Here is an 18,904-nt window from a genome sequence, read left to right as displayed (position 1 = left end):
CCCATCTAGCGGTTTATAGCCTAATGAGGTACACAGGATTTTTTCCCTGCTTCCTGCTCCCTGCTCCCTACTCCCTACTCCCTACTCCCTGCTCCCTGCTCCCTGTTCCCTGTTCCCTGTTCCCTGTTCCCTAAAACCCAGGAATTTGTACCTCACCTAATTGAAAACAGCTAGAATAACATTAATTAGTAATTAACGTTTGATTAACAAGAGTCTGATAAATTGGCGAAATTGCCGTTTTTCGCAGTGCTTTTTTCAAGGATTTATTTGTACTATTCAAAATAGTGATCCAGGTCTGACCAGGACATTCTAATTCATCCGCAAGACGGTCAATCAGTTGTTGGTCTTTACTAGAGCTATTCGACTCCAAAAAATGACGCTGACGGCTGACACCGAGGATGTAATAGGGATTGTCTGGAAATATTAGCACTATTTTGCGCACTAAATAAGCTTCTTTAATCTCAGGGTAACCAGCAAGTTGTTGTTGTAAGGCAGCTTCTACATCAGCTGATAGTCCGTGGGGTTGAAAGCGATCGCCGTGACTGAAACCAGAGCGCTCTTCGTGTGCCAGGGTGATTAATTCATGATGTTTGGCAGCTCTTTGACGATATCGGTCTGCTTCTGCGTCACGTCCTTGGCGTCTTAGAAACCCATAAATTGATTGAGTGCCACTCAAGACACTATCTGGGTCTCGTGCCATCGCCTGCTCCAGGTAATCGATACCAGCTTCATTATCTTGTGCGATTAAGATTTGCCCTAGTAAATAATTGGCGGATACATGGTCAGCTTGCCTGGTCAGTACTGATTTTAATAACGGGATTGCTTCTTGGGTGCCAACTAAATCTAATGTCCAACGAGCCCGATGCCAGGCTTCCTCAACAGTGAGCGGAGAGTGGGCAGCTTTTGCTTCTAAAGCTTCCAAGGATTGGCGTATCGCCTGAGCCTGGGTATAGTTTTGTCGCCATTGGTAATTGATAGTAATATGCCATTGACGCTCCAACTCTTGAGTCAGGGGTAGTAACGCTTTACCCAAAAACTCTTCAGCCGCTGTTACTTTCACGAGTATGGGTAAGCTAGGCGGTGGGTTGAAGGGATATTTCAAGGCTTTTAGCCGTTCCAACAGACAAGGATGGGTATCGGCATGATGGGTTTGAGACATCAACGCTGACCTAATCCACTGTTGTTGCTGATTGGGTTCAATGGGACTCGACAATGCCTGAGCTAAATCTTGCAAAGGGGTTTGTGGAGGATTGGGTTGATGCTGGGCTTTCTGATAAATGTCATTCCAGAAAGATTGTTCCAAGTACTGAGCTTTGACCTGAACACTCAGCAGCGCTTCCGCAACGTGCTGACTACCTGCTAACTCCGCAGCACAGCGGTCAGCTTCGTATTCATTAGCACGGGCAAGTACGAAAGAATAGGCATTGAAAAAAGGGGAATACCAATTAAAAAAGCCATGAAACAGCACTGTTGCTCCGGCATGTTGACTTTTTTGCAATTGTTGCCAAATCTGCTCCCACGTTCGACGCAGTCGATAAATCCAGCCTGCAAAGGAACTGTGCTTGCCAGATAAATGTCCCAATTCATGGGCAAGGACGGCTCGAAATTGTCTAGGAGAAAGGGCTTGGAGTAAAGGCAGTCCTAAAATTAAGTAGTTTTCTTGCCATCCCAGTAAGCCCAGACGAGGAATCTGGACTACTGCTGCATTAAATTCGCTGGTCAGGAGAACATGGTGAAAGGAAGGAGCTTTTAGAGCTTTGGTCAACTCATCAATCAAGGCAAACAGCTTTGGCACTTGCTGGCGCTTTAGTTTTAATCCCTGGGGTGGTGGAAAACTCACCCATAGCGATCGCATAATCATCCAGGCTGGCACCAGCAAAACGATGATCAGTTGAACCATCCCACGATTGATCCGACCACTGTAGTAAATCAACAGTACTACCAGTCCGAGGACTCCTAACAATCCTGCTAAGACCAGAAAAATGTAGGCATAACCCAGTGCAGCTAGAAGTCCTACACGCAGCTTATAATTATCGGGATATCGTTGGGCATAATCTTCGAGTTTCTTGACTAAGGTATCAAAGTCTTCGTTTGTCATGGGTTAATCTCCTATTGACTAAGCCTGTTTGACCCAGTCTCTAGTTATAGTTAGCCCAAGTTGGTAGTCTTCTTGATCAAGAAAAAGCCTTTTTGACAATTAAATTTATTTAACAATTTAATTATTTACCCAATTTCCCCGCAAAGATCAGGTAATGCTTAAGCCAACACTCTAGAATAACAGTGAACACTAGGGGTAAGCCAGAACAGTAACGTGCAGCTAAAGCAAGTCATTATTATTCACAAAGCTGGAGACTCTCAAGGAAAACGTTGCGCAGAAAAATGCGCTCGGGAGTTGGAAGCACGCCAGTGCAGGGTTCTGATCGGACCAAGTGGCGCGAAAGATAATCCCTACCCAGTCTTTTTAGCCTCTGCCACCGAAGCCATTGATTTGGCAGTGGTTCTGGGGGGGGATGGAACAGTATTGGCAGCCGCAAGACATCTGGCTCCGGAAGGAATACCAATTTTGGCCGTAAATGTTGGAGGTCATCTGGGATTTCTGACCGAACCCATCGAAGAATTTAAAGACACTGAGCAAGTTTGGGACCGACTATTAGAAGACCGCTATGCAGTTCAGCGGCGGATGATGTTACAGGGAGCTGTGTTTGGGGGAAACCGCACTGACATTACACCAGTTAGCGATCGCTTTTTCGCACTCAATGAAATGTGTGTCAAACCTGCCTCTGCCGATCGGATGATTACCTCAATTTTGGAAATGGAAATTGATGGAGAAATAGTCGATCAATACCAAGGGGATGGACTAATTGTTGGCACTCCCACTGGTTCCACTGGCTATACTGTTTCTGCGAATGGTCCAATTTTGCACGACTCCCTCGAAGCGATCGCAGTGGCACCCATTTGTCCGATGAGCCTTTCCAGTCGTCCTTTCGTACTCCCCTCTGGCTCTGTTGTCAGTATCTGGCCCTTGGGGGATTATGAGCTAAACACTAAACTCTGGATGGATGGTGTGCTCGCAACGTCTATTTGGCCTGGACAACGGGTGGACGTGCGTAGAGCAGATTGTCAGGCCAAGTTCATTATCCTACGGGAACAGTATTCCTATTACCAGACCTTAAGGAATAAGCTTCAGTGGGCTGGTACTAGAGTCACCTACAGTAACAACCACCGCAATTGAGTCAACTGCTTAGTTAATGGGGAGATGGGGAGATGGGGAGATGGGGAGATGGGGAGATGGGGAGATTGGGGGCAGATAAAGTAGGGTAGGAAGTTGCTAGTGGTGCTTCAGGGGGGCTCCCCGTCATTTTCAACCTCGTAGCCAGCATTGGGAAAGCCCGCCCCGTAACGCACCACTGGGTCAAACAGCAAAATTCCAAAAGCGATGCAGCGCCGCCAAAGGGGGTTTCCCCCACTCGCGCTTTGCATCAAGAAAAAATCATAACGAAGGGTGAACGGTGGGATTTCTGAGTACTCTACCAATCAGCAATGCCCACTTGCTAGAATTGACTGGAGACAATTCTGTCCATTAACTGTATTAAAATTTCGATAAAAATGACAAATTTGCAAGCAACTCAAATTGACGGAATTACAGAAAGTAAAATTCCTAATACAATCGATCAAGTCTCTTCTTCATCAATTACAAAAAAACCTTCAGTTTTACTAAAAACCGGTTCTTATTTATTCCTGGTGGCTGGGCTTGGAATCGGAATCGCCTCCATTTTTATCTCAGACCGTCAATTACTCCTAATCGTTAGCGCGGCTTGTTTGGCGTTATTTATATTTTTGTTCCTAATTAATCAACAATTGTGGGAAGACTATAAAGAAGCTAATTATCAGTCGAAACTGATCCAAAAATCTAAACTGTGTAGTGTGCTTTGGTGCGGTAATAATTCGACAGAGAATAACACCATAACTCTAGCGATAGAAAAAGCGTTAAGCTATAGCCAGGAGTTGATTGACGATTATAAAAAGACCCGCAAAAACTCTCGCAATGCTTACTATCTTGCCCAAATGTTAACCATTATTTTATCGGGAATAACACCAATTTTAGTCCTGGTAGACAAGTTAGAAACTGGTTCTGCATTACTAAAGTGGCTCCCGGTAATCTTTCCAGCTATTGCTTCTATTGTTGCTAGCGTCTCTACTTCCTTTCCATTTCAAGAAAATTGGATTGCTGCCAACACTACTGTAGAATTGTTGGAAGCGGAACAAGAAAAGTTTATCTTGGGAGTCACTAAAGCTTATCGCTTTTCTGATTCATCCGATAAAACCGATAAAGCATCTGATTCATCCGATAAAACCGATAAAAGCGGCAAACGTCAAAAACAGTTACAAAACGCCATAGAATATTATATTGTTCAGGTGAATAAGATTCACCTCAAGCAAGTCCAATCCTCTGATGGCAATGAGTCAGGGTCTAATGGCAATCAGTCAGGAGAGAATAAACAGGATTAACTCCATCTGTTTAATTGAGATCTTGACCTGTCAAGGTAGGGAATCGGGAATCGGGAATCGGGAATCGGGAATCGGGAATCGGGAACGCGGAACAGTGATAAGATTCGATTATTTCAGTACTAAAATTGATTGTTATTACTTCTGTAAGGGAACAGGGAACGGAGAACAGGCAACAGTGATAAGATTTGATGCTTTCAGTTTGTTATAGCGTTTTCCCTACTTATGAGGTACATTCAATGTCAGCCCCATGGGAACCGCAACCGTTGCTCCCCACACTCCCTACTCCCTACTCCCTGCTCCCTGCTCCCTACTCCCTACTCCCTACTCCCTACTCCCTACTCCCTATTCCCTGTTCCCTATTCCCTGTTCCCTCAGGCAAAAATCGGTACTGATGGGTCAGCTACAGACACTCGCACCCGCTTTCCTACCGGTAATTGAGTGCTAAGGTTGGTGCGAGCGTGGAGTTTTTTGCCGGAAGCGGTTTGTAAACAGTAGCGGTATTCACGACCAAGGAAGTGTCGGTCTTGAATCACTACGGGGGAGTTATCATCAGGCTTGAGAAGAACATTTTCTTCCCGAAGCATCAGCTCCCCTTGTTCGAGCTGATCCAGTTTAGTATTCAGTATGGAGTCATTGACTCTGATCGCAAAAGAGCCTACTTCTGTTTCCCATAGGTCTCCTCTACGTTGGGCTGGTAAAAAGTTGGCTTGGGTAACGAATTCTGCTACAAAGCGAGAGCTGGGATTGGTATAGATTTCTTCTGGTGTCCCCAATTGCTCTAATCGACCAGAACGCATGACTCCCACTTGGTCGGATATCGATAAGGCTTCTTCTTGGTCATGGGTGACAAAAATAGCAGAGGTTCCGGTTTCTTTGAGAATAGCTCGCACTTCCTGACGCAACCGCAGACGCACTTGGACATCGAGATTGCTGAGGGGTTCATCCAATAGAATTAATTTAGGTCTGGGGGCTAAGGCACGGGCTAGGGCTACTCGCTGCTGCTGACCACCAGAGAGTTCGTGGGGATAACGTTTGCCCATGCCAGCTAATCCGACTAATGCGATCGCATCTTCCGTATTACCCTTGACACAGACACCACTCTTCTGTTTCCGATTCTGCTTAAGCCCAAACGCCACATTCTCTGCTACGGTCAGATGAGGAAATAGAGCATAGTCTTGAAAAACCATACCAGTATTGCGCTGTTCTGGTGGTAACCAATACCCTGGCCCAGTCACTTTCCGTCCTGCCAATACCACTAGTCCCGCTTGGGGTCGCTCAAACCCAGCTACAATCCGCAGTAAAGTCGTTTTGCCACAGCCAGATGGCCCCACTAATCCCAGTAAATCCCCTTCATACAGGGTAAACGACACATTCCCCACTGCTGGCTCAGTGGTTTGCTCAAAGTGTTTAGTAATCCCTTCTAAATGTAGAATTGCTGGTTTTGTCATGAATGGATCTTAAAGGTATTCTTTTAAGGTTTAAGGTTTGTTGGTTGAAGGTTGGGAGGTTGAAGGTTGGGAGGTTGAAGCTTGGGAGGTTGAAGCTTGGGAGGTTGAAGCTTGGGAGGTTGAAGCTTGGGAGGTTGAAGCTTGGGAGGTTGAACGCGATTGCGTGGCCAAAGGCCAAGGTTGAATGTTGAGTAGACCTCGCAGCATCAGTATTGTCTTAATGGAGTCGCTGATCGAGGAAACCACACCCCACACCCCACACCCCACACCCCACACCCTACACCCCACACCCCACACCCCACACTCCCTAAAGTCTCTCCTTGCGCCTTTTGCTAGGAAGCTGCCAGCAATCATCGAGCCAGGATATTAAGTGATGGCGCGGAAGGGTTAGCTGTCTGAGGATACTCCAAATTTGAATCAAAGCCGTGACATTATCGATTTCAGCTTTCAAGGGCTGGTCAGTCTGACAGTGACAGGGAATCTCTAGCTCTTGCAAGCGCCGATAGACTTGCCATCGGTCTGCCCAGTTAATCTCAATCACTTGACTGGCCTCTGATTCAGATATAGATGGATCCATAATCAATAATGTAATAGTTGTTTATTAATAGTTGTAACCAAGCTGCCTCGGTTAAGGGCAGATTTAAGCAGCTAGGAATTAGTTATTGCTAATACTCCTAGACTAGTTTAGTCGATTTAGGTTTCAAATGCAAAGCTTTCTCAACTAATTTACAAAAAAAATATTATTAGGACTTACGAAGTTTACTGGGTTTTGCCCCCCTGCCACCCAATTTTGGGAGGTAATGATGTCAAAATTCCCCATAATTGGGGGATTTAGGGGGCAATTGCCTAAGTCTTGATTATTTCAACAGTTGCCAGTGGGACAATAGCCCTGGAATACCGGTAAATGGCGTGATCAGGAGATGGAAATATCTAGGGCAAGGGCTAGAAGCACTTATAGATAATTTTGTCAACTATAATTGCCACTAAAATCACAACCACACCAGCCGATGTAGGGTGGGCAGTGCAGCAGACCAATCAGCTCAGCTCCCCATCCCCTAGCAAAGCACTGCCCACCAACGGCCCGCCCCAACATAATATTGAAACTGGCAAGATGCCAGTTCCACGCCTGATGCCAGTTCCACCAAGCAAATGTAGGGTGGGCAGTGCAGCAGAGCAATCAGTACAGCTCCCCATCCCATAGCAAAGCACTGCCCACCAACTGGCCGCCCCAACATATATTGAAACTGGCAAGATGCCAGTTCCACGCCTGATGCCCATTCCACCACTGCCTAGCTAGAATAAATCACAAGGGTGCCATATAATTCAACCTTCATAACTTGATCCTTACGATGGTCAATTGGGATCCCTATCTAGCATCAATCCGTGACAGCTACGCCCAATGGTGGCAAGTTTATACCCTCACCGATGTCCAAGGCCGTAAGCCCAAGCCGCAGCAACCAACCCCTAGGCTGTTTGATTTTGGCCTAATGGTGCAAACCAAGTCAGAGCAGCCACAACGAGACCAGAATCAGGACAAAATTGAGCGCTTGCCTGTCCTAGAAGGATTGCGCAAGTATGCTGCTGACCATGTTTTACTAGTGGGCCGTCCGGGTTCCGGCAAATCCACAGCCTTAGTGCGATTGTTGGGGGATGAGGGAATACAAGGAAAAATTCCGGTGCTGGTGGAACTGCGATACTACCAGACATCGGTGGTGGAGTTAGTGCGAAATTTTCTGAAACGCCATGGTGTATTGCTCGACTCCACCAAGATTGGCCTACGGCCACGCTACGCGATCGAAAGACTATTGTGTGATGGACAATTCTGGTTACTGATTGATGGGGTGAACGAGCTACCGTCAGAAGCAGCACGTGTGGATTTGACTCAGTTTCGGAGGGATTACCAGAAGCAAACTCCCATGATTTTCACCACTAGGGATTTAGGAGTTGGTGGTGACTTGGGGATTCAGAAGAAGTTGGAAATGCAACCCTTCCGCTGTTCCCATCAATTCTATGTTAAAAACTAAACTATCAATCCTCTAAAATGAATATAATAAATACAGCAGAATCTTTATTAAAACAATTACCAAGTATAAGCGATCAGGAGTTACAACAGAACTATCTCAATTATTTTAAATGGACAGAAACTCTGGTCGAGATGCTAAGATTAGTAGACAATCAAGACCAAGCCCAGCGGGTAGTAAGGTTAGGATTAGAAGTGGATTGGCAACTGGGAGCCAGGTTAGCAGGAGCAGTAAAACCGGAGTTTCAAGAGCAAACTATTGGGTTGGTGGCTGGGTTAAAGGTTCCGACCTTAGTTAAGCTTCAACTGTTCGGAATAACTCGATCAGACAAAGCGATACCTGAGCTAAGTAAATTCCTGAATCATAACAACTTTGCTGTGCGTTGGAGTGTGGCAGGTGCTCTCGAAAAAATTGGGACAGAAGCCACGATAGACCTGTTAAGTAAATGCCTGGATGATGACGACTCAAATGTGCGTAGGAGGGCGGCATTAGCTCTGAGTAAAATTGGGACAGAAGCCACGATTGCTCCCTTAAGTAAATGCCTGGATGATGACGACTCACTTATACGTACAATGGCGGCAGATGCTCTGGTTGAAATGCGGTCACCAGCAACTATTGATGTTTTAATTAAACTCCTTAAATCTCAAGACTATCGTAGAAGTTATAAAGTGACCTATGCTTTAGCTGAAATCGGTGATCAATCAGCTACTACGGCCTTGATTAAACTGTTGGAAGATCAAGATGATAAGGTTCGCCGAGATGCAGCTAATGCTCTGGGAAAAATTGATTCCGAAACGGCTGTTGATGGTCTACTTAACTGTCTAGATGATCAAGACGTTATGGTACGTAGAAGTGCAGTAACAGCTTTGAGTAAAATCCAGTCACCAGGAGCTATTGATGGATTACTTAAATTTCTGGAAGATGAAGAGTATGATGTCTATTCTACTGCAGCAGATGCGGTGATGAAAATTTTTTCACTATCCGTTAATGATGATCTGATTAGACTCCTCAATTATAAAGATTCCTATGTGCGCATAAATGCTGCAAAAGCTCTGGTTAACTTCCAATCACCAGAATCCCTAGTAGTTATTGATCCTCTGATTAAACTCTTTAAATATGAAAAGCATGATGTAAGGAGACTTGCGAAAGCAGCTCTGGTAAAAATTGGGTCATTAGATGCTATTAATGAACTTATTAAACTCCTAGACGATGAAGACTCTGATTTACGTATTTGGGTAACAGAGGCTTTGGGAGAAATTGGCTCAGAAGCGGCTAGTGATCGGTTAATTACATGTCTGGAAGATGACAACTACTTAGTGCGTCGTAATGCAGCAGAGGCTTTGGGTGATATTGGCTCAGAAGCAGCGATTGATGGATTAATTAAATGTCTGGAAGATGACCACTCAGATGTGCGTTGGATGGCAGCAGAGGCTTTGGGTAAACTTAATTCACCAGCGGCGATTGAGGGGTTAATTACATGCTTGGAAGATGAGGAGAATTTGGTGCGTAGTCAGGCAGCAGAGGCTTTGGGTAATATTGGCGCAACGTCTGCTATTGATCGGCTAATTAAAGTTTTGAAAAATGACAAATATAATGTCCGTGAAGAGGCAGCAAAGGCGTTGGTTAAGATTGGCCCATTATCCGCTACTAATAAGTTGATTAAACTCCTGGATAATGAGGATTTTGATGTGCGGATAATTGCAGCAGAAGTTCTCGGACAAATTGGATCAGAATCTGCGATTGATGGGCTGATTAAATGTCTAGAATATAGCAATAATTTTGTCCCTAAGAAGGCAGCCGAAGCTCTGGGAAAAATTGGGACAGAAGCTACTATTTCTAAACTGATTAATCGCCTCAACAACGAAGATTTTGTACAAACTAATGATGGCATGAGTTGTGATGAAACCATCAACGCCCTTAACGCCATTCAAGAGCGCTACCAATTCTACAACCCAACCTATAGTCCCAAACCCTGAAGAATACCAGGCTGCACAACAGTTTCTCGACAACCTCCCCTAAGACTTCCCTCTAGACCGGAAGCAAATGGTTCTAGTTCCCGGTAACGATGACCTCAACTGGGAACTAGAGGAGGCTTAGAATTTATGCGATTGGCCTTCGGCCACGCTACGCTCCGGAAGCTGAGGCCTTGGCCTTTGGGCCACGCGTGCGCGTTTGGCCACGCTTTGCGTTCGCGTAGCGGAGGCCAAAGGCCACAACGCTTCCGCGCTTATGCGATCGCATTAGTGATCAAGGATTGATCACTAATCAACATTTTTCCTAACCCAATCCTTAAAAGCCCTGATCCCCTTACTTCGTGCTATATCTACCAATCACCCCTTGATAATTCTAAATATCAAAACAAGCATCAAGTTCAACAGCATTGAGTCAAGCTAATCCCTAATGGCATGATTACTATAGCCCTAGGCGCAGCGCTATAAATTTATTCAAGTCTGGAGTTTTATCCCTCTTCTGTCACTCTCCGGTTTTTCCTATTATTAAGACTTTCTACAAACAAGGTATATTAAGCAATACAGCGTTCGATGATGACATTTTGAAAATTTTAGCACTCTCATGAATTTATACTCATAAAAAAGCTGGCTATCCCTTGATATACAAAGGTTATAGAATGCGCGAAATGGCAAAAGTTTTCGGAGAGTGACAGAAGAGGGTTATAGCGGTTTATAGCCTAATGAGGTACATAAGTTTTTTCCCTATTGTATCTTCCCTATTCCCTATTCCCTGCTCCCTGCTCCCTGCTCCCTGCTCCCTGCTCCCTGCTCCCTGCTCCCTGCTCCCTGCTCCTTGCTCCCTACAAAAATGCACCTCACCCAAGTAAAAACTGCTGTATTAATGCTTACTTAATTCAGCTAGATAATCCTTAACTAACAATTCTATTATAAATGGATCTAAATTGCCATGGTGAAATTTTATAGCTAAAGGCACCGTTAGTCTTTGCTGATTTTCGTCGTAGGTTCGCTTCCCAAAGTAGAAAAAACTCTGGGTACTATCACGACCTGTCTGCATAGCAAAACTTATAAAATCTAAGCCAGGAAGATTACCAACAAATTGACCCAGTTGGTAAGCATAGAACCTCTCATTAGTATTGGGCAATATAGGATTAGCGAAAATACTGTCTTTGGTATTTCTGTATAGTTCTGAAAATTCAAGCCATCCTAATTTTGTGGCATTATTAATGACCATCTCTACAAATCGAACTTCGCCTCCCACTGCTGTCGGACAAAATAATGGTGGGTTATTAATTTGATACCATTTATAATTAATAAATCTCAACCAAAAAGAAGGATGCTTTTTCAGCGCTTTAAGTAATTTCCAGATTAAGAAACATGTAAAGGTTGAATAGTCATTCTTGAAATTATCCTTATAATTAGTTTCCGCATCGGTTAAGTCTAATCGTAACGTAATATCTAAATAAGGATTTATTACCTTTGTTTCGTCAATAAAAAAGTCTAGTGCCCAGCCGACATAACTATTTTTGTATTGATCAGTATCTAAAGGTATAGCGTCGTATTTGTCTAAATAGTAATTTAAATCATCCATGATTTACAGCGGTTGCAATTGGGTGAAGTACAAATTCTTGGGTTTTAGGGAGCAGGGAGCAGGGAGCAGGGAGCAGGGAACAGGGAACAGGGAACAGGGAATAGGGAATAGGGAAAAAATCCTGTGTACCTCATTGCTATGATAAACGCTATATCAACGCTATATCATTTAAGGCTAATAGTATCTTAGCAAGGTCAAGCTATCTGCCCATTCGCGCACACAGTTATAATCTACTGAGGAACCTTCACGACGATAAGCTTCGAGGGCTAATATACTTTGCTTAACCATTTCCTCTTCAGTCAGAGGTGGGAAATTTAATGCTAAGTCTATCTCTCCGTAATCAAAGGATTCTTCTGTTATTTGGTTGGATTGATTGGTCATTAATTTTTTAAAATCTTCTAAGTTACTAGATGTAATTATAGCGTTTATTGCAGTTATGAGGTACACTTATAAACTTCAAAGTCCCCCTTATTAAGGGGGATTTAGGGGGATCGCTTTGTACCTCATAAGTCGTAGAATTGCTATATAGCGTTGATCATTGCTATCAGCTACACATGATTTTTACCTTCTTCCCTTTTCCCTACTCCCTGCTCCCTGCTCCCTGCTCCCTTTTACAAAGTGTTGAATTTAGTAAAACAAGTAAGGAAAAGAAAAAAATAGCCCTAGAAATACTATCCACGGCTATTTAAAATCCACAATAAGTCAGTTGAAATGTGATGTCACTAACTTCCCAATTCTAACCCGATGTGATCAGATTGGATTGGCCAAAGGTGACTTGGCCAAGGGGGGGAAACCCCCCCAGAAAGTTAGCGATGCAGCGCGGTCTTGGGGAGCCAGTGCGGTCTTGGGGGTCTCCCCCATGAGCAACTGGCGTGGTTTCCCCCATGAGCGACTGCATCAAGACAAGGTGTTATGGCAACAGCCAATACTTGGTTATGGTAGTCATCACCTCCCCGGGAATATCTGTTTGCTCCAGAGGGGTCCATTCAGCAATCTCGGCATAGCCGAGGGAATAAAGCATTTGCATACTATAGATTACGGCTTCACGAGAACCTTTTAAGACGTGGTGAGCAGGTTGTTTTTTGAAATTTCGTGAAAATTTTTGTGACATGAATAAAAAATCCAACTCATCGGGTTTTACAATGATTATTGTAATGATTGTATTTGCAAATTTCAAGGGTTTTAAAAAAGTTTTTTTTGGGAGCTTTAGGGGGAATAAAAAAACAGCGATAGTCTGAAATATACGCTAACAAAATGCTTTTTTTTAAATTAGTAAAATCGCACTTATGAGGTAGGCTTATCAAGTTCAAAGTCCCCCTTTTTAAGGGGGATAATGGGGGATCAAGTTGTACCTTATGAGATATAGAATTGCTATATATAGTGTTTATCGTAGCTATTAGGTGCGCTTGACCCATTAAGAATTAAATTCGCCACGGGTCGCACCTGAGGTACACAGTATTTTTTCCCTGTTCCCTGTTCCCTGTTCCCTGTTCCCTGTTCCCTGCTCCCTGCTCCCTGCTCCCTAAAACCCAGATATTTGTACCTTACAAGTCGTAGAATTGCTATAGCTTAATATCTTTTCCGCACTCTAACGTTAATGCCATATTTAGGACGTAGGGAAAATCTGGGGTCTATTTCTATGGATTGATTAGGAACTAATTCAATGTGAAACCGTTGCATGATGGCTGCTAAGATTAGTGTAGATTCCATCAGAGCTAAATTTTTGCCAATACAGATGTGTTGACCTGCGCCAAAGGGAAAAAAGGCAAATTTAGGTCTTTGCTTCACTTTTTCAGGTAGAAATCGGTCAGGGTTGAACTGTTCTGGATTATCCCAAAAATCAGGATGGCGAAAAATGAAGTATTGAGCAATAGTGAAAATCGTACCTTTGGGAATAAAATATCCTTGAATTTCATCATCGCTTAAGGCAACTCTCGGTAGCCCTAAACCGATTGGGCAAAGACGTGACGATTCATCAAATACGCGACGAGTGTATTCGAGTTGGAACAAATTCTCAACCGTAGGGTAATTGCCATTTAAAACGGTTTGTATTTCATCTTGCATCTGAGCCATAGCATCAGGATGGGTTCCGATTAGATACCATGTCCAAGCTAATGCAGTAGCTGTGGTTTCATGTCCGGCATTAATTAACGTAATTACTTCGTCTTGAAGTTCGCGATCGCTCATCCCAATTCCAGTCTCTTCATCTTGAGCAGTTAGAAGCATTGACAGCAAATCATTTTGCTCTGAGGGATGTTCACGACGGTACTGGATAATGTCTAAAACGAGGCGGTCGAGTGTTTGTTTTGCTTTACGGAATTCAAAATTTCTGGGGGTAGGCATCCATACAGGTAGTGCCAGGGGGCTATTCATTCGGTAATAAACATATTCCAAAGCTGTTCGCAAAGACTGCCCTAGTTTATCTGTTTTACTACTGATATCAATACTGAATAGGGTGGAACTGACAATTTTTAAGGTAAGCCGTGACATTTCGGCTGCAATATCAATAATTTCGCCTTCTGGCTTTTCCGACCATTCACGCAGAAGTGATTCTACACAATCAAGGATTACATTATGAAGTTTAACCAATTGCTTTTGATGAAATGCTGGCTGCATTAAGCGTCGCTGTCGAAGCCAAACCTCTCCTTCACTAGTAAAAAGTCCTTGCCCCTGAAGTAAGTTCATGGATTTGAGAAATAGATCTGGCTTTCCATATCGTTCCTGATGGCTAGACAAAATATGTTCTGCATGATCTGGATGGCTCGCCAAATTTAAACTTAATCCTGGCATGATTGGCAGGCGTACTAAATCTCCATATTCCTGCCACATATGCCCAAAATATTCAATTGGCTGATGCTGAAGTTTAGAAAGTTGAAACAGTAAATATCCTTTTGGTCCTGGTGGTAAATTAAATTTACTTTTTCTAGCAGCTTTAATTGAGGGGATTGGAGATTGAGGCATAAAATGTCTATCCATTTTCAACCAACTAACCTTCAACCTTAAACCAACTAACCTTCAACCTTAAACCAACTAACCTTCAACCTTAAACCAACTAACCTTCAACCTTAAACCAACTAACCTTCAACCTTAAACCAACTAACCTTCAACCTTAAACCAACTAACCTTCAACCTTAAACCAACTAACCTTCAACCTTAAACCAACTAACCTTCAACCTTAAACCAACTAACCTTCAACCTTGGCCTTTGGCCACGCTACGCGAACAACCAACTAACTTTCAACCATTACCTACCAAATCCCCGTCCCTGTATTGGTAGACTCTGAAGAGATACACTGGTTTAATTCCTCACGTAATGTATCATGATCTAAATCTTGTCCAATCAGCACTAATTGATTTTTTGGTTCACCTTTCCACTCATCATCTTCAATAGAGAAACGCTTACCACTGAGGTGGAATATGTGACGGTGAGGACTTTGATCAAACCAGAGAATTCCCTTAGCGCGGAACACATTAGAGGGTAACTTATTGTCTAGGAAATCCTGAAACTTCCGAAGCCCTAGGGGCTTGTCACTCTCGAAAGAAAGGGAAGTGAATCCGTCAATTTCTAGGTGATCGGAGTGATGGTGATGAGCGTGATCATGATCATGGTGGTGATGGTCATGATCATGATGGTGATGATCATGGTCATGATGGTGATGATGGTCATGATCATGGTGGTGATGGTCATGATCATGATCTGATGCTTTGCTGTCGAAATACTTATCGGACTCAAAGAGACCAACACTGAGAATTAAAGGAATTGGCACTTGGGCTTTAGTAGTTCTCAAAATCCTAGCATCAGTTTTCATATCTCTGAGCCGGTTTTCCAAATGGTCTACATTGGCTTGATCTACCAAGTCAGTCTTGTTGAGGATAATAATATCTCCATAAGCAATCTGATTAGTTGCAACGTCACTATTAAATAGATCGATACTAAAGTTTTCTGAATCTACCATAGTGACAATAGAATCGAGACGAGTCATATCTCGCAATTCTGTGCCCAAAAAGCTTAGCGCCACTGGTAAGGGGTCAGCTAATCCGGTGGTTTCCACCACTAAATAATCCAGCTTGTCTGGATGCTCCAATACCTTGTAAACTGCTTCAATTAAATCATCATTAATGGTGCAGCAGATACAGCCATTATTCAGGGCGATCATATTATCATCAGTATTGATAATCAGCTCATTATCAATACCAATTTCACCAAACTCATTAACAAGGACTGCTGTTTTGACGCCTTCTTGATTACTTAAGATATGGTTAAGGAGGGTGGTTTTTCCGCTACCCAGGAAACCGGTAATAATGGTAACGGGTAAGCCTTGTTTCGGAGCTTCCATGCCTTGACCAGATGGGGAATCAGTCGGTAAAGTTTGCATAAGGCAACTTGTGAAAACAGTTGATAATCAAGGTCTACCAATATATCGTATTTTATCTAAAACAGCAATTAATCTCCCGCTAATCTTACGGGTATAACGGGAGACGGGGCTTATAAAGTGCGGACCCAGGTGACCCACACAGCCCCTCATGAATTGCGTCCACTTGACATGTTACACAGAATATATTAAAATGTAAGTGTATACCAAAGAGTAAATAATGGTCGAAAAAGCTTACCGTTACCGTTTCTATCCAACCCCTGAACAGGAAACTATGCTGAGGAGAACTCTAGGATGTGTAAGACTTGTTTACAACAAAGCTTTAGATGCTAGGACTTCAGGTTGGTACAAACGCTCCCGACGGATAAGCTACAAGGAAACTTCCTTAATGTTGACAGAATGGAAAAAACAGGATGACTTGTTCTTTTTGAATGACGTTAGTTCTGTTCCTCTTCAGCAAGGATTAAGACATTTACAAACCGCTTTTACTAATTTCTTTGCTGGTCGAGCTAAGTATCCTAACTTCAAGAAAAAACGTAATGGTGGTAGTGCAGAATTTACTAAGTCAGCATTCAAATGGAAAGATGGTCAAGTCTATCTTGCCAAATGCAAAGAACCTTTACGGATTCGTTGGAGTCGTCAGTTACCTGCAAACTGCACTCCAAGTATTGTTACAGTTAGCTTAGATTCATCTGAGCGGTGGCAGATCTCAATTAGGTTTGATGATCATAGAGATTTGAGCTTACCGACCACAGACAAACAAGTTGGCTTGGACTTAGGAGTTACCAGCCTGATCACAACGAGCGACGGAGATAAAATTGCTAATCCCAAACATTTTAAAAAGCTCAAGAAAAAGCTAGCTAAATACCAAAAAGCTTTGTCACGAAAACAAAAAGGTTCTAACAATCGTTACAAAGCCAGGTTAAAGGTGGCCAGGGTGCATGCACAAATCAAAGACGCTAGACGAGATTTTACCCACAAGCTAACTACTCAACTGGTCAGAGAAAACCAATTGATTGCGTTTGAAGATTTAGCTGTGAAAAATCTGGTCAAAAATCACAAACTAGCTCAAGTTATCAGTGAGGCCAACTGGGCGGAAATAATTCGTCAGATTAAGTACAAGTCTCAATGGTATAATCGAGAAGCCATTTCCATTGATAAGTGGTTTCCTAGTAGCAAACTGTGTTCTGTTTGCCTAAATCGTGTTGAGTCTTTACCTTTGAATATTCGGGAATGGGATTGCCTATCCTGCAATGCTCACCACGATCGTGATATCAATGCATCAATTAACATTTTGGCGGCAGGACTTGCCGTGTCAGTCTGCGGAGCGACCGTAAGACCCGAAGAGAGTAAATCTCGGAAGGCTGGTGCGAAAAACTCCCCCAAGGGGAGAAGGAAACAGAAACCTAAGTCGTGAGTCTTAGGAATCCCTGGTTATAATCTTTGATTTAACCAGGGAGGATGTCAAAAGTATATCTATAGCCCACTGTTGGTGATTTTATCTTTTCTTTGTCATGACCCTACACCTTTACAATACCTTAACCCGCCGCAAGGAATCCTTTGAGCCATTGGAAACTGGTAAAGTCCGGATGTACTGCTGCGGCATTACGGCGTATGACTTTTGCCACTTGGGTCATGCTAGAACTTGTATTGTCTGGGATACTGCTCGTCGCTACTTACAATGGCGGGGCTATGATGTGAATTATGTCCAAAATTTTACAGATATTGATGATAAAATCCTGAACCGAGCGCGAAGGGAAGGCACCTCTATGGAGGCAGTATCTGAACGCTTCATTGATGCCTATTTTGAAGATATGGCAAGGCTGAATGTCAAAGAGGCTAATGCTTACCCCCGCGCCACTGATAGCTTAGATGGAATCAAGCGACTGGTGTGTGAGTTGGAAAAAAAGGGCTATGCTTACGAAGCGGATGGGGATGTGTACTATTCAGTGCGTCGGTTTGATGACTACGGCAAACTGTCTGGCCGCAAGTTAGAGGATTTGCAAGCAGGAGCCAGTGGACGGGTAGATGTAGCAGACTCCACTGAGCCTAAGAAGAAAGACCCGTTTGATTTTGCGCTTTGGAAAAGCGCTAAGCCAGAGGAACCCTGCTGGGAATCCCCTTGGGGAGCAGGTCGTCCAGGTTGGCATATTGAATGCTCGGCGATGGTGCGAGATATGCTGGGGGAAACGATTGATATTCATACTGGTGGCTCTGACTTGGTTTTCCCCCACCACGAAAATGAAATTGCTCAATCGGAAGCTATAACTGGTAAAAGCCTAGCCCGTTATTGGTTACATAATGGCATGGTCAAGGTGGATGGAGAGAAAATGTCTAAGTCTCTAGGCAACTTTACGACTATCCGAGAGTTACTCGACCGTCCTGTTGACCCGATGGCAGTGCGCTTATTTGTGTTAATGGCGCAATACCGTAAGCCAGTAGATTTTACGGATGATGCGATCGCATCTGCTACCAATGGCTGGCAAACTCTCAAAGAGGGCTTGCTGTTTGGCCATAACTATGGTATACAATTAGGATGGCAAGACCAATCAGCCACACCCTCACCCTCTAACTCCTTGCAGGTAAAAGAAACTATAGCGCAACAGTTTCAAGAAGCCGTAGATGACGACTTAAACTTTGCTGGAGGCTTAGCGGTATTGTTTGAAGTGGCCAAAGGGTTACGCAGGGAAGGCAATATCCTCGTACATCAGGGTAAAACAGAGACTCCTGCTTCAGAATTAGAGCAGCAATGGCGTAGTCTCGTGGAATTAGCCCAGGTATTAGGGTTAGAAGCACAACCGGAAGAAGAAACAGAAGTTTCTACGGATGGATTGAGTGATGGGGAAATTGAGGCACTGATTCAGCAGCGGGCTGAAGCACGGAAAACCAAGAACTTTGAATTAAGCGATCGCATTCGCGATGAACTGCAAGCTCAAGGGATTACGTTGATTGACCAGGGTGGTGGTGTTACCACATGGCATCGCAATTAAAGCTGA

General features: G+C 43.6%; 21 protein-coding genes. 10 read left to right on the top strand and 11 right to left on the bottom strand.

Annotated elements, in window-relative coordinates:
- Nucleotides 1-181: 181 nt before the first annotated feature.
- The gene (locus tag BJP34_RS19605; protein WP_070393792.1) at nt 182-2,098 is read right to left on the bottom strand and encodes a M48 family metallopeptidase; all 1,917 of its coding nucleotides are present in this window, start codon (nt 2,096-2,098) and stop codon (nt 182-184) included.
- A 213-nt stretch (nt 2,099-2,311) separates the two neighbouring features.
- Between BJP34_RS19605 and BJP34_RS19600 the strand changes: the two genes are divergently transcribed.
- Nucleotides 2,312-3,232, top strand: coding sequence for an NAD(+) kinase (locus BJP34_RS19600; protein ID WP_070393791.1), 921 nt, complete (start codon nt 2,312-2,314; stop codon nt 3,230-3,232).
- A 107-nt stretch (nt 3,233-3,339) separates the two neighbouring features.
- On the opposite strand, the gene BJP34_RS43785 is transcribed toward BJP34_RS19600, so the two are convergent.
- Nucleotides 3,340-3,480 carry a hypothetical protein gene (locus BJP34_RS43785; protein WP_158517322.1) on the bottom strand — a complete coding sequence of 47 codons (141 nt, stop codon included), beginning with the start codon at nt 3,478-3,480 and terminating at the stop codon, nt 3,340-3,342.
- Nucleotides 3,481-3,606: 126 nt separating this feature from the next.
- On the opposite strand from BJP34_RS43785, the gene BJP34_RS19590 reads away from it, so the two are divergent.
- Both BJP34_RS19590 and BJP34_RS37245 read left to right on the top strand, forming a co-directional pair.
- Nucleotides 3,607-4,509: a DUF4231 domain-containing protein gene (locus tag BJP34_RS19590; protein ID WP_070393789.1), complete on the top strand. Its 903-nt coding sequence runs from the start codon at nt 3,607-3,609 to the stop codon at nt 4,507-4,509.
- 222 nt (nt 4,510-4,731) lie between these two features.
- Nucleotides 4,732-4,947 (top strand): hypothetical protein, encoded by a 216-nt coding sequence (locus tag BJP34_RS37245; protein WP_083305264.1) that lies wholly within the window; start codon nt 4,732-4,734, stop codon nt 4,945-4,947.
- On the opposite strand, the gene BJP34_RS19585 is transcribed toward BJP34_RS37245, so the two are convergent.
- On the bottom strand, nt 4,881-5,957 hold the full coding sequence (locus tag BJP34_RS19585) for an ABC transporter ATP-binding protein (RefSeq protein ID WP_070393788.1): 1,077 nt from the start codon (nt 5,955-5,957) through the stop codon (nt 4,881-4,883). The two genes, BJP34_RS37245 and BJP34_RS19585, sit on opposite strands and share 67 nt — an antisense overlap.
- Nucleotides 5,958-5,997: 40 nt before the next feature.
- Between BJP34_RS19585 and BJP34_RS43780 the strand changes: the two genes are divergently transcribed.
- The gene (locus BJP34_RS43780; RefSeq protein ID WP_158517320.1) at nt 5,998-6,141 is read left to right on the top strand and encodes a hypothetical protein; all 144 of its coding nucleotides are present in this window, start codon (nt 5,998-6,000) and stop codon (nt 6,139-6,141) included.
- A gap of 123 nt (nt 6,142-6,264) precedes the next feature.
- On the opposite strand, the gene BJP34_RS19580 is transcribed toward BJP34_RS43780, so the two are convergent.
- Nucleotides 6,265-6,534, bottom strand: coding sequence for an Asr1405/Asl0597 family protein (locus tag BJP34_RS19580; protein ID WP_070393787.1), 270 nt, complete (start codon nt 6,532-6,534; stop codon nt 6,265-6,267).
- A 478-nt stretch (nt 6,535-7,012) separates the two neighbouring features.
- Nucleotides 7,013-7,243, bottom strand: coding sequence for a hypothetical protein (locus BJP34_RS40265; protein WP_149031063.1), 231 nt, complete (start codon nt 7,241-7,243; stop codon nt 7,013-7,015).
- A gap of 63 nt (nt 7,244-7,306) precedes the next feature.
- Between BJP34_RS40265 and BJP34_RS47675 the strand changes: the two genes are divergently transcribed.
- From BJP34_RS47675 to BJP34_RS45690, 3 genes are all read left to right on the top strand, one after another.
- The gene (locus BJP34_RS47675; protein ID WP_070393785.1) at nt 7,307-7,981 is read left to right on the top strand and encodes an NACHT domain-containing protein; all 675 of its coding nucleotides are present in this window, start codon (nt 7,307-7,309) and stop codon (nt 7,979-7,981) included.
- A 17-nt stretch (nt 7,982-7,998) separates the two neighbouring features.
- Complete coding sequence (locus BJP34_RS19565) at nt 7,999-9,954, top strand: HEAT repeat domain-containing protein (protein WP_070393784.1); 1,956 nt, start codon at nt 7,999-8,001, stop codon at nt 9,952-9,954.
- A gap of 713 nt (nt 9,955-10,667) precedes the next feature.
- Nucleotides 10,668-10,814: a hypothetical protein gene (locus BJP34_RS45690; RefSeq protein WP_168166475.1), complete on the top strand. Its 147-nt coding sequence runs from the start codon at nt 10,668-10,670 to the stop codon at nt 10,812-10,814.
- Nucleotides 10,815-10,825: 11 nt separating this feature from the next.
- Here the strand turns inward: BJP34_RS45690 and BJP34_RS19560 are convergent, their stop codons facing one another.
- Both BJP34_RS19560 and BJP34_RS19555 read right to left on the bottom strand, forming a co-directional pair.
- Complete coding sequence (locus BJP34_RS19560; RefSeq protein ID WP_070393783.1) at nt 10,826-11,536, bottom strand: CatA-like O-acetyltransferase; 711 nt, start codon at nt 11,534-11,536, stop codon at nt 10,826-10,828.
- Nucleotides 11,537-11,710: 174 nt separating this feature from the next.
- On the bottom strand, nt 11,711-11,917 hold the full coding sequence (locus BJP34_RS19555; RefSeq protein ID WP_070393782.1) for a hypothetical protein: 207 nt from the start codon (nt 11,915-11,917) through the stop codon (nt 11,711-11,713).
- A 137-nt stretch (nt 11,918-12,054) separates the two neighbouring features.
- Here BJP34_RS19555 and BJP34_RS43775 point away from each other — a divergent pair, with 137 nt between their 5' ends.
- Nucleotides 12,055-12,225, top strand: a complete 171-nt coding sequence (locus tag BJP34_RS43775; protein WP_158517319.1) for a hypothetical protein — start codon at nt 12,055-12,057, stop codon at nt 12,223-12,225.
- A gap of 47 nt (nt 12,226-12,272) precedes the next feature.
- Here BJP34_RS43775 and BJP34_RS43770 read toward each other — a convergent pair whose 3' ends face one another.
- The 4 genes from BJP34_RS43770 to BJP34_RS19540 form a co-directional block, all read right to left on the bottom strand.
- Entirely contained in the window at nt 12,273-12,434 is a 162-nt protein-coding gene (locus BJP34_RS43770; protein WP_158517318.1) for a hypothetical protein, read from the bottom strand.
- A gap of 12 nt (nt 12,435-12,446) precedes the next feature.
- Nucleotides 12,447-12,647, bottom strand: coding sequence for a hypothetical protein (locus BJP34_RS19550; RefSeq protein WP_070393781.1), 201 nt, complete (start codon nt 12,645-12,647; stop codon nt 12,447-12,449).
- A gap of 458 nt (nt 12,648-13,105) precedes the next feature.
- Nucleotides 13,106-14,497: a cytochrome P450 gene (locus tag BJP34_RS19545; protein ID WP_070393780.1), complete on the bottom strand. Its 1,392-nt coding sequence runs from the start codon at nt 14,495-14,497 to the stop codon at nt 13,106-13,108.
- Between the two features lie 286 nt (nt 14,498-14,783).
- Nucleotides 14,784-15,911: a CobW family GTP-binding protein gene (locus BJP34_RS19540; protein ID WP_070393779.1), complete on the bottom strand. Its 1,128-nt coding sequence runs from the start codon at nt 15,909-15,911 to the stop codon at nt 14,784-14,786.
- A 217-nt stretch (nt 15,912-16,128) separates the two neighbouring features.
- Here BJP34_RS19540 and BJP34_RS19535 point away from each other — a divergent pair, with 217 nt between their 5' ends.
- A complete protein-coding gene (locus BJP34_RS19535) occupies nt 16,129-17,325 on the top strand; it encodes an RNA-guided endonuclease InsQ/TnpB family protein (protein ID WP_070393778.1) in 1,197 nt (398 codons plus the stop codon).
- A gap of 97 nt (nt 17,326-17,422) precedes the next feature.
- Nucleotides 17,423-18,898 carry a cysteine--tRNA ligase gene (gene cysS / locus BJP34_RS19530; protein WP_070393777.1) on the top strand — a complete coding sequence of 492 codons (1,476 nt, stop codon included), beginning with the start codon at nt 17,423-17,425 and terminating at the stop codon, nt 18,896-18,898.
- Nucleotides 18,899-18,904 lie beyond the last annotated feature (6 nt).

This window comes from Moorena producens PAL-8-15-08-1, from assembly GCF_001767235.1.
Classification (GTDB): Bacteria; Cyanobacteriota; Cyanobacteriia; order Cyanobacteriales; family Coleofasciculaceae; genus Moorena; species Moorena producens_A.
The sequence above is the reverse complement of the archived record's forward strand: the minus strand, read 5'-3'. Positions and strand labels throughout refer to the sequence as shown.